This window comes from Brevibacillus centrosporus (assembly GCF_046622605.1).
In the GTDB taxonomy this organism is placed as follows: Bacteria; Bacillota; Bacilli; order Brevibacillales; family Brevibacillaceae; genus Brevibacillus; species Brevibacillus centrosporus.
Map to the genome: position 1 here is coordinate 929813 of NZ_CP176856.1, position 18467 is coordinate 948279.

Genomic DNA, 18467 nt, shown 5'->3' on the forward strand with positions numbered 1-18467 from the left:
GCTGTATTTAGTAAGAAAATGGTATATTTTGCTACGAATGATGCGACTGCTTAGGTGCTTTCGACTGCTGCAAATTGGATAGCGCTACTCCTAAAAAGATAAAAGCAGCTCCAGCAAAAAAGCTCAGCCCTAGATGTTCATGCAGCAGCAGCCAGCCCAGAAAGGATCCGACGATCGGCTGAACGAAGAAAAAGCCAGCTCCGCTCCCCGCCTGCATCATCTCAAAGCCTTTGTTCCACAGGTAAAAGGCACCTGCTGTAGAGATGATCCCGATATACAAGACACCCGCCCAAATTTCCCAGCCGAAATTCCAGGAGATCGGAGTAACGCTTATTTCCCAGATCATGACGGGGCTTGTGAAAATCAGACCGAACAGCGCTACATAGGTAGTCACAGCGAGAGAAGAGTAGAGCTGTGTCGCCTTTTTGCTGAGTACCGTGTACAATCCCCAGCTGACAGCCGCAACGAGCAGAATCACATTTCCGGCAAAGGAGGATTGCGCATCGGCTTGATCCGGCACACCAATGACGATGAAGACGCCTACCGTCGCGAGCACGATGCCGATCAGCTGCTTCCATTGGATGCGCTCTTTTAGCAGCCACACCGCGAAAATCGCGATGAAGGCAGGGGAAGCGGAGGTGATGAGTGCGCCCATATGAGCCGTCGAGAGCTTGGTTCCTAGGAACTGAGCGGCAATCGATATGGTGATGCCAACAAAAGCAATCAGCATGATCATGGGAAAGTCTTTTTTGGCGATGTAGTCTTTGCGGGAGATGACGAAGGCCCCCAGCACGATCAGCGCGATCGCAAAGCGCAGGATCAATAGGGTAAACGGAGGAATGACTTCCAGCACGACTTTGCTTACGACATACACGCCTCCCCAGATCGCTGCAGCCAGCGTCAGGCAGATCGCTCCGAATAACTGCTGTTTCCATTGTGATTGAATCATGTATAGGTCCCCTCTCGGAATGTTCATCATGAAAGCCCATATTCCGTAGCCGAGGGGAAGAATGTACCATCGATCCATTCCCTCCCGACTAGGAGAGGACGGCAGGTACATCACATTCAAACAAGTGGATTGTCATTGGTTTCACCTCCTTATTCTGGTGACGGTGACAGCCATTTGGCTACGAGAAGAACAGGCTGCTCCAGACGACCGACTGGTGCAAGAACCTGGCGATACTGTTCGTAACCGAGCTTGCCCCAAAACAGCAGGGCCGGCTCGTTTTGAGCGATAAACTCCGTGATGTACGTGGAGGCTGCCCTCAGAGGCACAGAGACCTTCTGCCAGCTGGACAGCTTCTCTGCCATAGCCTTTTCGTTGAAAGTTAGCATGGATTAGCAGCAGACTGATCCAGCTTTTTTGATCCGCGGGATTGGTGACGATCAGGTGCATGATGCCAACGATTTGTTCACCTGCGTACACTGTCAGCCAATATCCTGAAGGTATTCCCATTGTAGAATCATATTCGGTTTCCAGCTCTGCCAATGTCACGATTCCAAAGCCATTGCGCAGTTGATTGTACCCCGGGTTGCTGTTGTAGATGTTCAGAAGCTGGGGAAGTTCGTCCCGTATCGTTTCCCGCAGGACGAGGCGCTCTCCCGTTAAGGAAAGACTCATTGGGCGCTACCGTATTTTCGGATCAGGCCGATCTGTCCCGCGTGATAGCCGTTGTGGTAGATGAGGCGTCCCAGCGCCTGTCGTGGAGTGAGTGTCCCGATCGGCGCCACGCAAGGAATGTCCCAAGCCTCTTCGGGCAGGGAGGAGAGGGAATCGAGCAGATGGGCAAAAGAGGCTTCCCGAATGACATGAAGCGGGGCAAGCTCCGTATAGATGCCTTCATCCTTCACGTTTCCAATCGTTGCAAGCGTAAGGCCATCTGGCAGCGGACGCTGAAAAAACATCATACAGAAGCGATACTCGACCTCCGCAATATGATGAATCAAAAAGCCGATAGAGTTGGAGCCAGGAGCCAATTTCCAGACAAGCTCCTTCTCCTCTAGATTGACTAGTACGTCCATATAACGAGAACGTGCGGTTTTCAGGGCAGGCAGCAGTGTCTGTTCGAACATCAGCTTGATCATCCTTCCATGGGGCTTGGAATATACATACTACCCTTATTATAGGTAAAATAGGACAAAAGAACAGACGAATCATTTTGAATATTGCGAATGAATGTTCACTCAGTTCTGGAAATTCGTTATACTGGAGAAAAGAAAAAGGAGTGATGGGGATGCCGCATCAAATTGAGTTTCCGGTTCGTTCAACCGATCTGGATTTCATTGGACACGTCAATAATGCAAAGTATTTGGAGTACATGGAATGGGCCCGGTTTGACTGGCTCTGGCAGACGGGACTGACTCTCGACGAGCTGCAGCGTCGCGCCATCATGCCGGTGGTGGTCAACATTAACATCAACTATCGAAAAGAACTGCGCATTCATGAACAGGTAATCGCCCGAACATCCGCGGTCAAGCTGGGCAAGAAAAGCTTTGTCATCTGCCACGAGCTGTTCAATCAGGAGGAGAGGCTCGTGGCAGATGCAGATGTCACGATGGTCATGATCGATGCCCATTCCCGCCGTGCTACGGAAATGCCAGCAGAGCTGCGTGAGGCGCTGTCGGCTGAATTGGCACAGCAATAGCGGGAAGCATCCATTTCCGCATCTTTGTACAGGTTGCTCCCCAGAAGGCGCGCTTTTTCCGTTACAATGAACAAGAGAGAACCAGACGGAGAAACGAGAGAAGGAGTGACGCCAAGGTGTCTGCTTTCACAACGATATTGTTTGACTTAGATGATACTTTGTTTGACTTTTCGGCTTGCTGGGAAAAAGGGATGACGAATACGATCGCGTCACATCCGCTGACCCACGACTTGGATGGAGAGGCTTTGCTGTCAGCGCTACGACGGCATGGGGATGCGCTCTGGGTTGATGTCATTGCGAAAAAATACGATTTTACCCAATACCGCCAGCTGCGGCTGCAACGGTCCATGGCAGATTTCAACCGGGAAATCAGCGTGGAGGAAATCAACGGCTTTCAGCAAGCCTATGCGGCAGCGTGCATGGATGCGGTCACTCCTGATGGGCATGTGAATGAGCTGATCGCGGATTTGTCCAAGCGCTTCACGCTCGGGATCGTGACCAACGGCCCCGTGGATATGGCGTTTATCAAGCTAGAGAGACTTGGACTATCTGACTATTTCCCAAGAGAGCGCGTGTTTCTGTCCGAGCTGATCGGCTACCACAAGCCAGATCCGCGCATTTACGCCACCGTTTTACAAGCGCTGGATGTGGAAGCTTCCAAGGTGTTGTTTGTAGGAGATACATGGGAGGCGGATGTCGCTGGAGCGATGGAGGCGGGTATGTCCGCAGTCTGGATCAACCCGCGTGGGAAAAAGCAGCCAACGAGCCATCAGCCTCTGGCCACGATCGAGCGGCTGGAGCAGCTTGCGTCCTGGTTATAGGTCAGAGTGAAAAAGTGCCTCCGAATACAGGGAGGCACTTTCCTTTTGTGCATATAGTCAGTGAATTGCGTTCTTTTTGAATTGTCCGCCTCGGACGTCGTGAATATTGCCGACTGCCAAAAAGGCGCTCGGATCAATCTCTTCGACGATCATCTTGAGCTTTGCTTCTTCCAGGCGGGTAATGATGCAGAAGACGACCTTCTTCTCATCGCCTGTGTAGCCGCCCTCTCCTTTTAGATAGGTGACTCCGCGTCCCAGACGAGCTACGATGGCATCTCCAACATCCTTGTAGCTGTCGCTGATAATCCAAACCGATTTGGATTCCTGGAAGCCTTCGATGGTCAGATCGATCATTTTGAATGCAATGTAATAGGCGATCAGCGAGTACATCGCACGATCCCATCCGAATACGAATCCGGCGCTGCCCAAAATGAAAAAGTTGAAGAACATCACGATCTCACCAACGGAGAAGGGGGTTTTCTTGTTGAACAGAACAGCAATAATCTCTGTGCCGTCCAGTGATCCTCCATTGCGCAGGACGAGCCCAACGCCAATTCCCAAAATGATTCCGCCAAACACGGCTGCGAGCAGCGGGTCATCCGTCAATCCTGGAACCGGATGCAGCAAGGCGGTGCCGATCGACATGATGGTGACGCCAAAAAGCGTAGAGATGGCGAACGTCTTTCCAATCTGCCTGTAGCCGACGATCAGGAATGGTAAGTTGAGTAAAAATAGAAAAATGCCAAGAGTCCATCCAGTCAAGTGAGACGCAATAATCGAAATGCCTACAATACCGCCGTCAATAATTTGATTCGGAACCAGAAAGATTTCCAGACCAACCGAGACGAGAGAAGCACCGATCAGGATGAAGAAGATTCTTTTGAGCAATTTTCCCAACGGCAATCTTTGGTGAGTCGATTTTGACAATGTTTGTTCCATCGTTCCCCTCCCAAATATTGATTGTTTACCTATTCATTATACCATTCCTTGTCTGATGCCTAAGGCTTAAATGTGCTGTCGCGTAAAAAAAGTACATTCACATCTGATTTTTGGGTAATTAGCAGCCGCTTATGACTTTGACATTGACAGGGGAGAGGGAGATTGCTACTTTCTACTAGTGAGAAATCGGGGAGCTCCTATCAGCCATGGCAAAATGGCGATGGTAGGCAAAATATCTGAAAAATACACTACATGGTATGTGAGACGAGTCGTTTTCATACGATTTTCTTTTTGGGTCGAAAGGAGGAATAGGGATGTTTGTAACCGTGCTCTTGTTTGTACTGGCTGGTCTGGCCGAAATTGGCGGCGGGTATTTGGTCTGGCTTTGGCTCAGGGAGTCCAAACCGATTGGATATGGTATCATCGGGGGCATTATTTTGGTTCTGTACGGGGTGATTCCGACCTTGCAGAGCTTTCCTTCCTTTGGGCGGGTGTACGCGGCATACGGAGGTGTGTTCATCGTTCTCGCTGTACTGTGGGGGTGGCTGGTCGACAAAAAAACACCTGACTTGTACGACTGGATCGGAGCTTTCATCTGCATAATTGGCGTGAGTGTCATCTTGTGGGCGCCACGTTCGTCGTAGAGGGAGAAAGCAGGCTGAATAAGAAAAGCTGCCCCTCTTTACAGAGGTGGCAGCTTTTGAAAGCCGATTACAGTTTTACAACGTTCTCAGCTTGTGGTCCACGGTTGCCTTCTACTACGTTGAACTCAACGCGTTGGCCTTCTTCGAGGGTTTTGAAACCTTCGCCTGTGATTGCGCTGAAGTGTACGAATACATCGTTTCCGCCTTCAACTGCGATAAAGCCATAGCCTTTTTCAGCGTTGAACCATTTTACTGTACCTGTTTGCATGGGTGTTACCTCCAAAAAATAAAATGAATATGCAACTTTTATTTATGGGTAAAATAAAAATTCACACATTGGAAAAGGTTCAAACATACATGTAAACCCTTTACAATATGTGAACACTTAGAAATCTTTTGTTTGAATAAATACTACCACAGCTCTTCTGGGAAAGCAATCAAATAAGTAGGCGGCAAAGCTGGGTGTTTTGCCGCTTTTTCTAGGTAGACAATGAAATGTCTACTTATGTGATATGGCGAAGAGAATTACTATGTTATAGAAGGAATAGGAGGGCATTTACAGCTTCTGATTCGCCTCTCTATTTTGTCGAATGAACATGTATACTTTAGATAAATGACCATCTTGTACAAGGGCGGGTATCCATGTTCTTCTTCATGTTTTTTCTCATGTTTGTCAGTCTGACAGCTTTAAGTATCTATTTATGGGTGAATCATCGGGGGAACCGTCTGATTTTTTGGGCAGCATTGGTGATCCTGTGCGCCGGATTGGGCGGCTTGCAGATGCTTCTTGAAAAAGGCTGGGTCCCGTATGCAATCGACCACAAGCTGAGTGCGACCGTAGTTCGTGCATCCATTTTTGTGACGGCGCTTTTAAACATGCTCATCAATACGTTCCCTTATTACGGAATGCTGCTTTTTTATCTGATCTATAATGGCTTCTTTACGTATCAGAAATGGATTCCGATTCTTCTCGGCATTCCGCCGGTAGTGACTTTGCTCTTTCAGACGGATTTGATGGCGAATCGTGTTCATAATGGATTCGTAGCTGTATGGGGTCTCTGCTATATATGCTTTATGGCTTGGCTGGCTGTTCGTCCGATGATACAGGCGAATACGCCCAAGGAACGGGTCAATCACGCTTCGATTGCCATTGTCTTTCTCGTTCCGCTGATTGCTTTGAATGTCTATCATTTTTCTGCTGCACCCGTAAGCGATCAGCTAATAGCCATCATCCCGTACATCTGTATCACAAGTTTATTGCTCATAACCGTTTTCTACTTGCGAGATGCTTTCTTAGGCATCAGAAGGAAGTCGTTACATACCGTACATGTAGGAACCGGATTAATCCACCATTCCCTAAAAAACACGATCGGAAAGATCAAACTGAACGCATTGAATATCCGGAAAAATGTACAACTGGGACAGTATGAAGAAATTGAAACATACGTTGGAAACTTATTGAAGACACACGAAGCGATGATGGCGATGATGTCCAAAATTTCGCATGCCACGAGCGACAAGCTCGGACCAAAGCGGGAAATGCATGATATCTCCGTCGTTTTGGACGAAGTTTTGGAATCCGTGGAAGCACTTCCGAATGTTCGAGTCGAGAAGCGGTATGTGCCGACGCTTTTGCTGATCGACAGAATGCTCATCACTGAATGTCTTCAAAATATTTGCAACAACGCCGTGGAAGCGATGTGGGAAAATGGATCGCTCCATGTCTCCCTCGACAAGCGCACCAACAAGGTATTGCTTACGATTCGTGACACGGGTCGCGGAATGAACAGCATACAATTGCAGAACATTTTTGAACCCTTTTATTCCACGAAGCATCGAACGGGTGAGCATTTCGGTCTCGGCATGTATCAGGTGAAAAAAGTGGTCGAAGCCCATAAAGGCAAGGTAGAGGTCAGTAGCACACCCAACAAAGGGACAGTCATTGTCCTCACATTTCCATCAAAAGGTTGAGAAAAATGATGAGTAAAATAAAAGTTCTCTATGTGGAAGACGATCCCGATTGGAGAGAAGGATTGCAAAGCTTTTTCTTCGGACACGAGAATATAGAGCTTTACGCTTGTGCTGCTACAAGGGAAGAGTGTTTCGCTCTGCTTCGCAGGGATCCAGCCGACATTGTCGTCATGGACATCATGCTTGGAGACGACAAAGCTTCAGGGCTTGACGCCACGCTTGATATTTCAGTTCAGTATCCCCATGTAAAAGTGATTATGCTCAGTTCGTTGGATGACAACGATGACATCTTTTATGAAGCCTTTTTGAATGGGGCCTATGATTATCTCTATAAGAATGAATTCGAGAAGTTGCCCGATGTCATCTGCGCGGCCATGCACAACCAGAGCTCCAAATATGGCGACCGGTTGAGAAAGATGGTTCATGAGCAAAAGAAAAGCCTGCTAAGCGACGGAGATCGCCAGCTGCTCATTCTGATTGATGACGGAAAGACCCAATCCCAAATAGCAAAGGAGCTCCATGTGAGTCTGGCAGCAGTGAAAAAGCATGTGGGCAGAATCATGAAGAAGTTCAATTGGGAACGGTCTAGCAGCGAATTGGCAGATAAATGTCAAAAGTGGGGGCTGCTTGAGCTTGAGAGTGACAAACAGGATAACCGCTAGCGGATAGAGTTTCGGGGGGAACCGTCTTCCTTTTTGCCAATGGCAAGAAGGAGGACGGCTTATTTTTTTGGCATGGTAGACATAAAACTGTCTACTTCCTGTCTACAGAATGTGCATGGTATTCTCGCTACAAATTGGTCTTGTTTACAAGGAGGAGAGAATGAAGAAGAATCAAAGAACAGCGCGGTTCTGGATGCTGGCACTTGCGTTTTTGCTTTGCTCTGGCCAGCTGCTGCCTATGCCAGGGGCTATGGCAGCAGCAGGAGGAGATGGAGGAACGATTTACTATGTGAAGATGCAGGAGGATGGGGGAGACGACGGCAGTACCGGAACGGCCTGGGATGATGCTTTCGCCACTTTGCAAAAAGCTCTGGAATCGGCACAAACAGGAGATAAGATCTGGATGGCAAAAGGGACCTACTATCCGACGAAAGAATCTTATGCCAGTGATGTACGAACGAAAACGTTCCAGATGAAAAACGGTGTGGACATTTCCGGCGGGTATTCTGGCGTCGGAACAGAGAGGAATGCGACTGATTATCCGACTGTTCTTAGCGGTGATATCGGCATTGAGGGTGATCCTTCCGATAATGCCTACCATGTTTTCTATAACAGGAACGTAGACCAGACCGCGAAGCTGGATGGTGTCACGGTTACGGGGGGGAATGCCTCAGGCTACTATGTGTACGATCAGGACGGTGGAGGAATGTACAACTACCAAAGCAGTCCTACTCTGCAACATGTAACCTTTGTCCGGAATACAGCAAAACGACAAGGCGGGGGGATGGCTAATTCGAATGATAGCAGCCCTGACCTTACCTATGTAGTGATGGAAGACAATAAGGCGCAAATTGGCGGCGGCATGCATAACGGAGACAACAGCAGTCCTATTTTGCGCAATGGGAGGGTAACCAGGAATACTTCAGAGTATTATGGCGGAGGGATCAATAATTATAAGAGCAATCCCGCTTTGACGGATGTAGAGATCAGCGAAAATGGGGCAGGTTCACTTGGAGGTGCGATGTATAACTTTGCCAGTAGTCCCATACTCACCAGAGTAGAAATCAAGCAGAATAAGGCAAATTCTTCTGGCGGCGGAGTGGTAAACACCGCAGGCAGCAATCCTGTGCTTTCGGATGTGAAGATGATCGAGAATGAAGCGATTTCTGGCTCTGGTGGCGGGATGGTGAACTACGATAGCAATCCCGTGTTGAGCGATGTAGTGATTAGCCTGAATATGGCTGGCACGGATGGAGGTGGGGTGTATCACTCCTCAGATGGCGGAGTATTTACCAGTGTGACGATAAATGAAAACACGGCCAAAGAGAAAGGCGGCGGGGTATACTTCGGCAACAGCAAATCGACACTCAACCATGTAGAGATGAAAAGGAATAAAGCGAAAAGTGGCGGCGGGATCTATAACAGCTATAGTAATGATGTCATGACGGATGTGAAAATCAGCGAGAATGAGGCTTCTGGTGATGGTGGAGGGATCCTCAATTATGGTGCAAGTCCCAAAATTGCCGGGGCAGAAGTGAAAGGAAATCGCGCGGGCAACTCAGGCGGCGGGATCTATAGCAACGGCGGTGCCAATGTTCTGACGAATGCGGAGATTAGCGGGAATCAGGCGAATGTGTCCGGTGGCGGAATCTATAATTTTGGCGGCAATCCTGCCCTGACCAATGTGACAATTAGCGGGAACGAAGCGAATGGGTCTGGTGGTGGCATGTACACGTGGGCTTCCACTTCTGCTTCTCTTCGTAACAGCATCGTCTGGGGCAATTCGGGGGACGACATTTTCTATTATACGCCAAACTCTACGATTCACATGAATCATTCCCTGTTAGGTAATCAAAACCGGGCAGATGATAATGGGAACCGTGGAAATATATATGCTGCAGATCCTGCTTTTATCGATTCTGCCCAAGGAAATTATCGCCTTGGCTCAGGCTCACCAGCTATCGATCAGGGCAGCCCTACGTATTTTGCTGCAGGTCAGACTCCTGATCTGTCTTCCATTACCTCCGACATGGAGGACAAGCCACGCTGGGTAGGAGACAGTATCGATATGGGGGCTTATGAATATCAAGATAATGAGGCTCGACTGAAAAGCCTGCTCATAAAAGGGGACAATAAAGCTTTTGTATTAACTCCTGAATTTTCAAGTACAGTGACGAGCTATCGAGTATATGTGAACACCGGCGTGACCCAAATAAAGCTTACCCCAACGCTGCAAGATCCGGCAGCGGATGTAGAGCTGAGAATCGGCGAGGGTGCGTGGTCTTCCGCAGTCAGTGGAGCCGAGCAGGAGCTGCAATTGGGAAACACCGAAAACGAGATCCAAATCCGGGTAACGGCAAAGGATGGAGCCGTAAAGACGTATACGGTGACACTGAGCAGCCTGCCCAAACCTGATCTTGTCCTGAGCCACTCGGACTGGACCGATCAGGATGTGACGATAACCGTAAATAATCGAGTAGAAGGGGCAAGGCTTGCGTCTAGCACCAACGGTCAGGATTGGCAGCCTGATCCCGACCCATTGACCCCAGATTCGATCGTCATGACAGCGGAGGGGAGCTACCCCATTTACATCAGGCAGGTAGATGACGAGCAAAGTGTAAGCGAGTCAGCAAAAGCACAGGTGCGTATCGACAAAACGGCTCCGGTCATTACTTTACATGGAGCCGCAACGATGAACATTTATCGAGGAAGCGTATTCCAAGATCCAGGAGTGACGATCACGGACCATATCGCGACCGGCTTGGCACCGACTATTACCGGGACAGTAGATGCCACAAAACGGGGTACGTATATCCTCCAATATGCGGCAGAAGATTGGGCAGGAAATCAGGCAATTCCGGTTGAGCGCACGGTGCGTGTCATCGATCGTCCTGTTCCCCCGCCTTCCCCTGCTGTGGTTCCGGTCAATGGAATTACGCTTGCGCCGAGAGCTTTGACCCTGACGATAGGCGAGGAGTCCGTGGCTTTGGATGAGGCGATCTCACCGTCCAACGCTACGAATCAGGCTGTAAGCTGGAGCAGCAGCAACCCGAGTGTGGCTGAGGTGGATACAAACGGCAGGATAACGGCGAAAAAGGCAGGAACGGCTACCATCACCGTAACAACCCTCGATGGCAGCAAAACGGCTAGCAGTATAGTGACTGTCCTGGAAAAACAGGAGGAAGGAAAGCTTAAGCTGGAAGTATCTCCTGCTTCCATCCAGCTGTTTCCGGGTGACTCCAAAACTTTCAAAGTTTATGTCTTGGAGGGAACAAAACGTAAAGAGATCACAAATGACAAAGCGATCAGCTACAGCTTTGACAAAGATTTCGTCAGTGTAAAAAGGGGAAGAGTCACAGCCGGCGAGAAAACGGGAGCATCTCAAATGACGGTTCATTATCGGGGTGAAGAAGAAACGATCACGATCACGATAGAGAAAGAAAAACCAGATTGTGTGGTGCTCGAGGCCTCCGAATCGACGTTCTTGCTTGTGCCGAATGGAACGATCCGTTTTAGCGTATACGCAGTCGAGAAAGGCAAACGCAAGTTGATTACCAGAGACAAGCATACCTCATTCAGTGTTGACGACAAGAGGCTGGTAGAGATTTCGCCAGGACGATTGAGAGCAGGAAAGGAAGAGGGAGAGACTGAACTCACGATCCACTACCAAGGGGAAGAACTCGTCATTCCTGTCGTCATTTCGAAAGTAAAGGTCCAATTCCTTCGTGGATCCGACAAAGAGGTTGTGCTGGGAATGGATGATGAGCACACGCTGCGCATCCTTGCTACTATGAGCAATAAAGAAGAGATAGATGTTACGGAACGGGTGCGTTGGTCGTCAGTGGGTACACAGAATGTGGTGAAGGTAATGGAGGATGGCACCTTGATTCCGCTAGAAAAAGGAACGGCGAATCTTTCAGCCAAGTACGGGGGCAGGGTGACGAGGATTAGCGTTCTTGTCCTGGATGAAAAGAAAGCGAAAAGGCTGCAGGTAAATCGCTCCAGTCTGAAGCTAAAAGTGGAGCAATCTGCCTCTGTCATCATCACAGCTCTGTATGAAAAGGGCTTTAAGGAAGGCGTGACCAAGCAAGTGAAATGGAGCGTGGAAGACGAGGAGATTGCCGAAGTTGAGGATGGAGTGGTTACAGGGATCAAAGCAGGCAAGACGACGATAAGAGCGACGTACGAAGGAATAGAGAAGGAGATTACCATTACGGTACGGTAAGGATAGTCCGTGCTGTTCACTCGCATGATCCGGGAATGAGTAAAACGGACAAACTGCGTAAACAACTTTACAGCGAGCAAAAGTAGCGATAACGTTGGAGATGGGATGAAAGCCTAGCAAGCATGAAAAAATGACGAGGGGAAGGAGGCGATTTGCAAATGGAGGATTCTCGAAAAAAGAGGCGAGTGCTAGTAGTAACCTCAGTCGAACCTGAGCGTGAAGCGATATTGCGCGGTCTAGGTAACGATGGTCGCTTTACAGTCCGCATCGGAGGAGTAGGTCCTATCGCAGCAGCGGCGCGAACAGCGCGGATACTGGCGACAGAGGAGCCGTTTGATCTGGTCATTTGTGCCGGGATCAGTGGAGGGTTTGTCGGTCAGGCAGAGGTAGGCTCGCTGGTTGTCGGCAGTGAGATTGTTTGTGCCGATCTCGGCGCGGAAACGGCTGAAGGCTTTTGCAGCTTGGACGAGCTCGGCTTCGGTTCTGCCCACGTCCCGGTAGATCAACAGCTGGCAGCAAGTGTTACCGAGGCGCTGCGGGCAGCAAAAATGCCAGTGAAAATGGCGCCGATCCTGACCTTGTCGACGGTGACCGGTACCGCGCAGACAGCTGCGGAGCTAGCCCGACGCATGCCTGATGCCGCTGCGGAAGCGATGGAGGGGTATGGCGTAGCGGTTGCCGCACAGGATGCAGGAATACCGGTATTAGAAATTCGGGCTGTTTCCAATGCGATTGGCCCACGTGACAAATCTGCTTGGCGAATGAAAGAGGCTTTTGCTGCTCTGGAAGCAGCCAGCTCTGTACTACGGGAGGTATTATGATGAAGATTGCTTTTTCTCCATGCCCAAATGACACTTTTGTCTTCCACGCATGGGCGCATGGGCTGGTTCCCGGTGCTCCTGAGCTGGACATTATGTACGCAGATATTGACATCACCAACCATTTGGCGATCAACACAGAAGGCCCGGAGGTAATGAAAATCTCCTATGCGGCCCTGCCTTGGGTTTTGAAAGACTACGCCCTGATACCGTGTGGCGGAGCACTGGGGAGAGGCTGCGGTCCGCTTGTTCTGACACAGGACAGCAGCGATCCGGCCAAGCTGTCTGGTAAACGCGTAGCCGTTCCTAGCGAGCGCTCTACCGCTTATCTGCTGTTCCGCTTGTGGGCAGCGCAAAATGTCCCGGGTGGCGTAGGGGAGATTGTCGTGATGCCTTTCCATGAAATCATGCCTGCCGTACGGGATGGCAAGATCGATGCGGGTCTGGTCATTCACGAGGCACGCTTTACTTATCAAAACTACGGCTTGACCATGATGCAAGACTTGGGCAGCTGGTGGGAGTCTGACACAGGTCTGCCGATTCCGCTGGGTGCCATCATCGCTCGCCGCTCTATGGATATTGAAGCTTTGACCAAATGGACTCGTGCTTCTGTCGAGTACGCTTGGGCACATCCGGAGGCATCCAGAGACTATGTAGCGGCGCATGCTCAAGAAATGGCGCCGGAGGTAACACAAGCACACATCGATTTGTACGTAAACGAGTTTACGAGAGATCTGGGCGATGACGGGTTCGAAGCCATCTCAGGCTTGCTCTCCAGGGCTGCTGATGAAGGTCTGGTTCCCCAATTTGATTTGGCTCTTTTGCGTGCGTAATCAAACCGAATGGAAGCAAGAGAAACTCTGTAGCCACTCTAGGGTGGGATGGCTACAGAGTTTTTTGCGTTCGGAGTATTTTCCGCCCAAGCAAGGCACAAAGCGCAAATAGCCGGTGGAGCTACCCAGCGGCCTGTATAAGACCGCAAGCCAAGCGTTTGCCTGAGTTGCCCGCTGGCTGTGTGCGGAAGTCGTCGGGGTTCTGATGGATAATGACCGTCCTGCCGATGACATCCGCGACACGAAACTTGTTTGTGAAAAAGCTCATACGTGCGTAGCCGTCATTGGAAAAGAGAGGAGGAAAATCTCCGGCGTGATTGCCATGGGGCTGATCAGTTGGGTTCCAATGAGAGCCGGCGGATTGAAACGGATCTTGGGGATCGCCGACGGCACAAGAGCTGTTGTCGTGTAAATGAAAGCCGAAGGGACCGATAGGCGGGTGGTCGCCGCTCGCAGGTCGATAAGCTGGAAGACCGCTAACCTCTACAAAGACCTCGGTGCCGTAGGGGACATCCAAAAAAGCAATATAGCCGTGTAGATTCGGAGCCAAAGGACCTCCCTGGATTTCTGCAATGGCCTTTGTAGGCGTGAAGACGTGCTGAGAGGAAACCGTTTGGGGAAAGTATCCGTACGGTTGATACCAATTCATAGGAAATGTCAGCCTCACTATCTGGATTTTTCTGGTGTAGCATATGTCGTAGGTAGGCGCTGGGTTCCGGTTCTATTTTTCAATAAAAAACCTTCTCGACACGCGAGAAGGCTTTCTCTTTTTTGTATGTCACAGGAAACGGGAGAAATAGGGTCAGTAGGTGTTCGTGGTTTGGTGCAAGCTGTATTTTTCGGTTACAGCTCAACGATTTTGGTAGCGATGTTTTTGCAGAACGCGCTGTCATGCTCCACAAACAATATCGTGGGGGAGTATTCGAGCAGCAGCTCTTCGATTTGCATGCGGGAGATTACGTCGATGAAGTTGAGCGGTTCATCCCACACATGGAGATGCGCCTGTTCACAAAGGCTTTTGGCAATGAGCACCTTTTTCTTCTGACCACCGCTGAAAGCCGCGATGTCCTTTTCAAATTGAACGCGAGAGAAGTCGAGCTTGCGCAAAATCGCCTTGAACAGACTTTCGTCGATGCTATTTTCTTTTGCAAAGGCGGTCAGGTTGCCGCGCAGGTGAGCCGTGTCCTGCGAGACGTAGGAGATTTTCAGCTGACTAGGCTTGCGGAAGGTTCCGGTGTGCGAGATGTTTTCGCCACAAATCAGCTTCAGGAGGCTTGACTTCCCTGAACCGTTTTTGCCGGAAAGGGCGATGCGGTCGCCCTGCTCGATGGAAAAGCTGATATCCTCACATACGGCCTTCTCGCCATAGAAGAGGGAGACATCGTCCAGCTCAACGAGGCGGCTTGTATGAAAGCTCAGCTGGGAAAGCTTGAGCTTCTCGGAGCTTTCCACATTTTTGAGGAGCTTCGCCTTCTCGTCCATGGCGGATTGCTGCCTGGACTCGATGGACTTCGACCGCTTCATCATCTTGGCTGCTTTGTGACCTACATAGCCTTTATCCAGCTTGGAGCCGGAATTCGTGGTCCCATTCTTCGTTTTTTCTACTTTATCGGACCAGTCCGAGGTGCGTTTGGCGGCAGCGGACAAGCGATTGATGTCCTTTTTGAGCTTTTCATTCTCGGCTAGCTCATAGCTGTCCTGCAGCTCCTTGTTATGCCACCAGGAGGAGAAGTTGCCTTTTTGGATGTCGATGTTGGTCTTGTTAATGGACAGGATGTGGTCCACGCAGTTATCCAAAAAGGCTCGGTCGTGAGAGACCAGGATAAAGCCGTGCTTGGAGCGGAGATAGTCACTGACGATTTTCCTTGCGTGCCGGTCCAAGTGGTTGGTCGGCTCATCAATCAGCAGAAAGCTGTTTTCTTTCAGGAACAATGCGGCCAGCATCACTTTGGTCTGCTCTCCGTTCGACAAGGTGTCAAAGGGGCGGTAAAGAACATCCTCAGATACCTGGAGCAGGGACAGCTCACGCATGACTTCCCACTCGAGGGCATCGGGGCAGATACTGGCGAAGACTTCTGTGGTGTTGTCCTCTTTGTTGGCGATCTGGAATGGAAAGTATTCGAAGGAGACCTTTGCAGAGATGCTGCCGCTGTAATCGTACTTGCCGAGCAGCAGGTTGAGGAATGTGGTTTTCCCGCGACCATTTCTCCCCGTGAAGCCTAATTTCCAGTCAGTATCGATCTGAAAGCTCACTTTTTCAAAGATGTTATCGTAACTGCCGTCATAGGCAAAAGTCAGGTTTGCAACGTTTATTAAAGACATACATGATCCTCCTGTATATAGAAAATGAGCTGCAAGAAAGTACATTCTCACAGCTCATACATACAGCAAAGCCAAGCCTAAAGAAGGCATGACGAGGATATATGGTCTGAGTGAAAAGAATGGATCTTTCTTGCTCGCACAAGCACAACAAAACAAGAGGCATCTTCTGCCCGTTTGATTTGGTTATGCTTCGCTTCATTAGCAAGAAAGATTATCCATCTTTTCATCTCCAGTTGTTATGTTTGTTTTTACAATAGCACATTCAGTTTTAAGTTTCAACACGGGGCGAGATGTGTCAAAAAAATGGACGTTTGGTCGAAAATGCAGAAAAAGGGTGACAAGAGAAGGAAAAAACTCTGGACGTCATCGATGGTCAGATTTATTCTATTCCTAGAGAACGCTCCGGATGGGGTGTTCTTTTTTTGTTGTCGATTTCCTCTTTTCGTTTAGGTGGTTTCTTTTTTTCGAGTTGATGCTAGAATCAGAATCGTTGTACTCATTCACCGTAGGCATTTTGTTGCAAAAGAAGTAAAATAATTCTGATAGAAGGCATCGAAGGGAGGATTTCACCATGGACGTAAGAAAGGATGAAACGATTTTTTGTACGGGCTATTCACGTTTGCCTGATGGAATGGCGGCTAAAAATCTGTACGGGGTCATGGGAGTCGGGTTTGAGATTGATCCGGAGACAGACAAAATCGTCAATGCTTCATGCACCTTTGTTACCAACATGTGCAATGATTTTATCAAGAGTATTCTGGTTGGGCACGATTTGAAAAACGGAGTGGATCTCCCCATTCAAAAATTCGAACGACGTTATTTTGGACTGGGAAAAAAAGCGATCGTCTCAGCTATCCGCGATGCCTACAATCAGTTTGAAATTTATAAATCCATGACGTATGCAGAGGCAGCGTCAGAGTAAAAACAGAGTATATTGAAAATTGGGTCAGATGCAGGTATAATGACCCCTAACAGATGAATTCCAGCAAGACGGTGTTCCAGTGGGCAGGCATCCCCTGTTCATACCAGACGGGACGTACGGACCAAGCTGAATGATCCTGGCGCTTACCAGCGTTCGGATTGTTTTGGTTTGGTCCTTTTTGCATGCAGATACTTACTCAAAACAGGGAATGGGGGACGAAAGATGCTTTTGGCGATTCCTATAGCCGAAATCCGGCAGAGGCAAGCAGCCTTTCTGGCAAGATTGGAGAAAAACGGGGTGGAGGGTGCCGTTCTATTTAGCGTCACGGATATTTTTTATTTGACGGGATTCCATTTTCATCCGACAGAGCGACCCATCGGTTTGTTTTTTGCGCCGAATGGGAAATCTCATCTGTTTGTTCCCGCGCTAGAGCACGAGCACGCTGAGAAGTACGCTGCCGTAGATGGGGTGCACTCTTATCCAGAGTATCCGGGCTTGCGTCACCCGATGGAGTACTTGAAAGATGCTTTGATCGCAGCTGATTTACAAGGCAAAACAATAGGACTCGATGCAGATGGCTATGGTTCGCCGATGGGATATCGAGGGCCGAGGGTCAGCGAGCTGGTAGACGCCAAGGCATTCGTCTCCCTGCGAGGCTGGGTGGAGGAAGCAAGGGCGGTCAAGTCAGCAAATGAGCTGGAGCTGATCAAAGAATCGTTGCGTTGGTCTCATCTCGCTCATCGGCTGTTGCAAAAGTACTCCAAAGAGGGGAGCAACGCGATGGAGATTGAAGGACGAGCGAGCCACGAAGCTTCCATGATGATGCTGGAAGCGCTTGGACCGGATTACAAGCCGTACGGGGGATACGGCCACAATGTCATCGCCGTTTTCCGAGGGCAGGTAGGTCCCATGTCAGCCATTCCTCACGCGGTGACCCAAAGTATCACTCTAAGGCACGGGGATACGTTGGTGACCGGGGCAGACGCTGCTGTTTGGGGCTATCACAGTGAGCTGGAGCGCACGATGTTTGTAGGGGAAGCGACCAAGGAGCAGGAGAAGTATTTTCAGCTCATGCTAGGGGCGCAAGAGACAGCATTTGCTACCATTCGGGCGGGGATTCCGGCGAAGCGAGTGGAGGAGGAAGTACAGCGCTATTTCCGCGATAACGGGGTTACCCACCTGACACGTCACCATACGGGGCATGCACTGGGCTTGATGAATCATGAAGCACCGTTTTTTGACCTGGGAGAGGAAACGATTCTGCAAGCGGGCATGGTCATGTCCGTTGAGCCAGGAATCTACGTGAATGGCCTAGGAGGTTTCCGCCATGCCGAGACGATCGTGGTAACAGGTGCTGGGATGGAAATGCTGACGTACTACCCACGAGATTTGGAATCATTGATTTGCTGATAAAGTTGTCGAGAAAAATAATTTTAATGAGAATTAAATTATTGTATTTTTGTTAAAAATAAGATAAGATACAAAAGTAAGAATATTAACAATCAAAAGAAAACAACAGATGTTCACAGCAAGCCTAAATTCCTGTGGATAGGCAGCCCCTATTCATACACTCGGAGTTTATGACCAAGCTGATCATTTGTCTCCTCAGTATGAGTCGGGACGAGTGTTTGGCTTGGTCTTTTTCGTGCATGCGTGTGGCAGCCA

General features: G+C 49.4%; 17 protein-coding genes. 10 read left to right on the forward strand and 7 right to left on the reverse strand.

The annotated features are described in order from the left end of the window. Positions 1–31 precede the first annotated feature (31 nt). The 3 genes from ACLIN2_RS04900 to ACLIN2_RS04910 all read right to left on the reverse strand — a co-directional run bounded on the left by ACLIN2_RS04900 (position 32) and on the right by ACLIN2_RS04910 (position 2073). Positions 32–949 (reverse strand): DMT family transporter, encoded by a 918-nt coding sequence (locus tag ACLIN2_RS04900; protein ID WP_092267478.1) that lies wholly within the window; start codon positions 947–949, stop codon positions 32–34. Between the two features lie 141 nt (positions 950–1090). Further along, a complete protein-coding gene (locus ACLIN2_RS04905; protein WP_411503366.1) occupies positions 1091–1621 on the reverse strand; it encodes a GNAT family N-acetyltransferase in 531 nt (176 codons plus the stop codon). Next, entirely contained in the window at positions 1618–2073 is a 456-nt protein-coding gene (locus tag ACLIN2_RS04910; protein WP_411503367.1) for a DinB family protein, read from the reverse strand. The genes ACLIN2_RS04905 and ACLIN2_RS04910 overlap by 4 nt, the downstream gene beginning before the upstream one ends. Positions 2074–2234: 161 nt before the next feature. Between ACLIN2_RS04910 and ACLIN2_RS04915 the strand changes: the two genes are divergently transcribed. Together ACLIN2_RS04915 and ACLIN2_RS04920 are read left to right on the forward strand one after the other, a co-directional pair. Beyond that, on the forward strand, positions 2235–2645 hold the full coding sequence (locus ACLIN2_RS04915; RefSeq protein WP_411503368.1) for an acyl-CoA thioesterase: 411 nt from the start codon (positions 2235–2237) through the stop codon (positions 2643–2645). Between the two features lie 116 nt (positions 2646–2761). After that, positions 2762–3466, forward strand: a complete 705-nt coding sequence (locus tag ACLIN2_RS04920; RefSeq protein WP_122961651.1) for an HAD family hydrolase — start codon at positions 2762–2764, stop codon at positions 3464–3466. Positions 3467–3523: 57 nt separating this feature from the next. Here the strand turns inward: ACLIN2_RS04920 and ACLIN2_RS04925 are convergent, their stop codons facing one another. Beyond that, entirely contained in the window at positions 3524–4405 is an 882-nt protein-coding gene (locus ACLIN2_RS04925; protein ID WP_122924969.1) for a YitT family protein, read from the reverse strand. A 314-nt stretch (positions 4406–4719) separates the two neighbouring features. Between ACLIN2_RS04925 and ACLIN2_RS04930 the strand changes: the two genes are divergently transcribed. Continuing rightward, positions 4720–5049 carry a YnfA family protein gene (locus ACLIN2_RS04930; RefSeq protein WP_122924968.1) on the forward strand — a complete coding sequence of 110 codons (330 nt, stop codon included), beginning with the start codon at positions 4720–4722 and terminating at the stop codon, positions 5047–5049. Between the two features lie 67 nt (positions 5050–5116). Here ACLIN2_RS04930 and ACLIN2_RS04935 read toward each other — a convergent pair whose 3' ends face one another. After that, entirely contained in the window at positions 5117–5317 is a 201-nt protein-coding gene (locus tag ACLIN2_RS04935; protein ID WP_005830059.1) for a cold-shock protein, read from the reverse strand. Positions 5318–5691: 374 nt separating this feature from the next. Here ACLIN2_RS04935 and ACLIN2_RS04940 point away from each other — a divergent pair, with 374 nt between their 5' ends. The 5 genes from ACLIN2_RS04940 to ACLIN2_RS04960 all read left to right on the forward strand — a co-directional run bounded on the left by ACLIN2_RS04940 (position 5692) and on the right by ACLIN2_RS04960 (position 13558). Further along, positions 5692–7020, forward strand: coding sequence for a sensor histidine kinase (locus tag ACLIN2_RS04940; protein WP_411503369.1), 1329 nt, complete (start codon positions 5692–5694; stop codon positions 7018–7020). An 8-nt stretch (positions 7021–7028) separates the two neighbouring features. Beyond that, positions 7029–7682 (forward strand): response regulator transcription factor, encoded by a 654-nt coding sequence (locus tag ACLIN2_RS04945; RefSeq protein WP_327929801.1) that lies wholly within the window; start codon positions 7029–7031, stop codon positions 7680–7682. A 160-nt stretch (positions 7683–7842) separates the two neighbouring features. Further along, entirely contained in the window at positions 7843–11907 is a 4065-nt protein-coding gene (locus tag ACLIN2_RS04950; protein ID WP_411503370.1) for an Ig-like domain-containing protein, read from the forward strand. Positions 11908–12065: 158 nt separating this feature from the next. Beyond that, positions 12066–12728 carry a futalosine hydrolase gene (locus ACLIN2_RS04955; protein WP_411503371.1) on the forward strand — a complete coding sequence of 221 codons (663 nt, stop codon included), beginning with the start codon at positions 12066–12068 and terminating at the stop codon, positions 12726–12728. After that, positions 12728–13558: a 1,4-dihydroxy-6-naphthoate synthase gene (locus tag ACLIN2_RS04960; protein ID WP_411503372.1), complete on the forward strand. Its 831-nt coding sequence runs from the start codon at positions 12728–12730 to the stop codon at positions 13556–13558. The genes ACLIN2_RS04955 and ACLIN2_RS04960 overlap by 1 nt, the downstream gene beginning before the upstream one ends. Positions 13559–13679: 121 nt before the next feature. Here ACLIN2_RS04960 and ACLIN2_RS04965 read toward each other — a convergent pair whose 3' ends face one another. Together ACLIN2_RS04965 and ACLIN2_RS04970 are read right to left on the reverse strand one after the other, a co-directional pair. Further along, the gene (locus ACLIN2_RS04965) at positions 13680–14207 is read right to left on the reverse strand and encodes a superoxide dismutase family protein (protein WP_400588237.1); all 528 of its coding nucleotides are present in this window, start codon (positions 14205–14207) and stop codon (positions 13680–13682) included. A gap of 194 nt (positions 14208–14401) precedes the next feature. Next, positions 14402–15880, reverse strand: coding sequence for an Lsa family ABC-F type ribosomal protection protein (locus ACLIN2_RS04970; protein ID WP_411503373.1), 1479 nt, complete (start codon positions 15878–15880; stop codon positions 14402–14404). Between the two features lie 571 nt (positions 15881–16451). On the opposite strand from ACLIN2_RS04970, the gene ACLIN2_RS04975 reads away from it, so the two are divergent. Together ACLIN2_RS04975 and ACLIN2_RS04980 are read left to right on the forward strand one after the other, a co-directional pair. Continuing rightward, a complete protein-coding gene (locus tag ACLIN2_RS04975) occupies positions 16452–16802 on the forward strand; it encodes a DUF3870 domain-containing protein (protein ID WP_092267079.1) in 351 nt (116 codons plus the stop codon). A gap of 222 nt (positions 16803–17024) precedes the next feature. Next, positions 17025–18212, forward strand: coding sequence for a M24 family metallopeptidase (locus ACLIN2_RS04980; RefSeq protein ID WP_411503374.1), 1188 nt, complete (start codon positions 17025–17027; stop codon positions 18210–18212). The last annotated feature ends 255 nt before the right edge of the window (positions 18213–18467 follow it).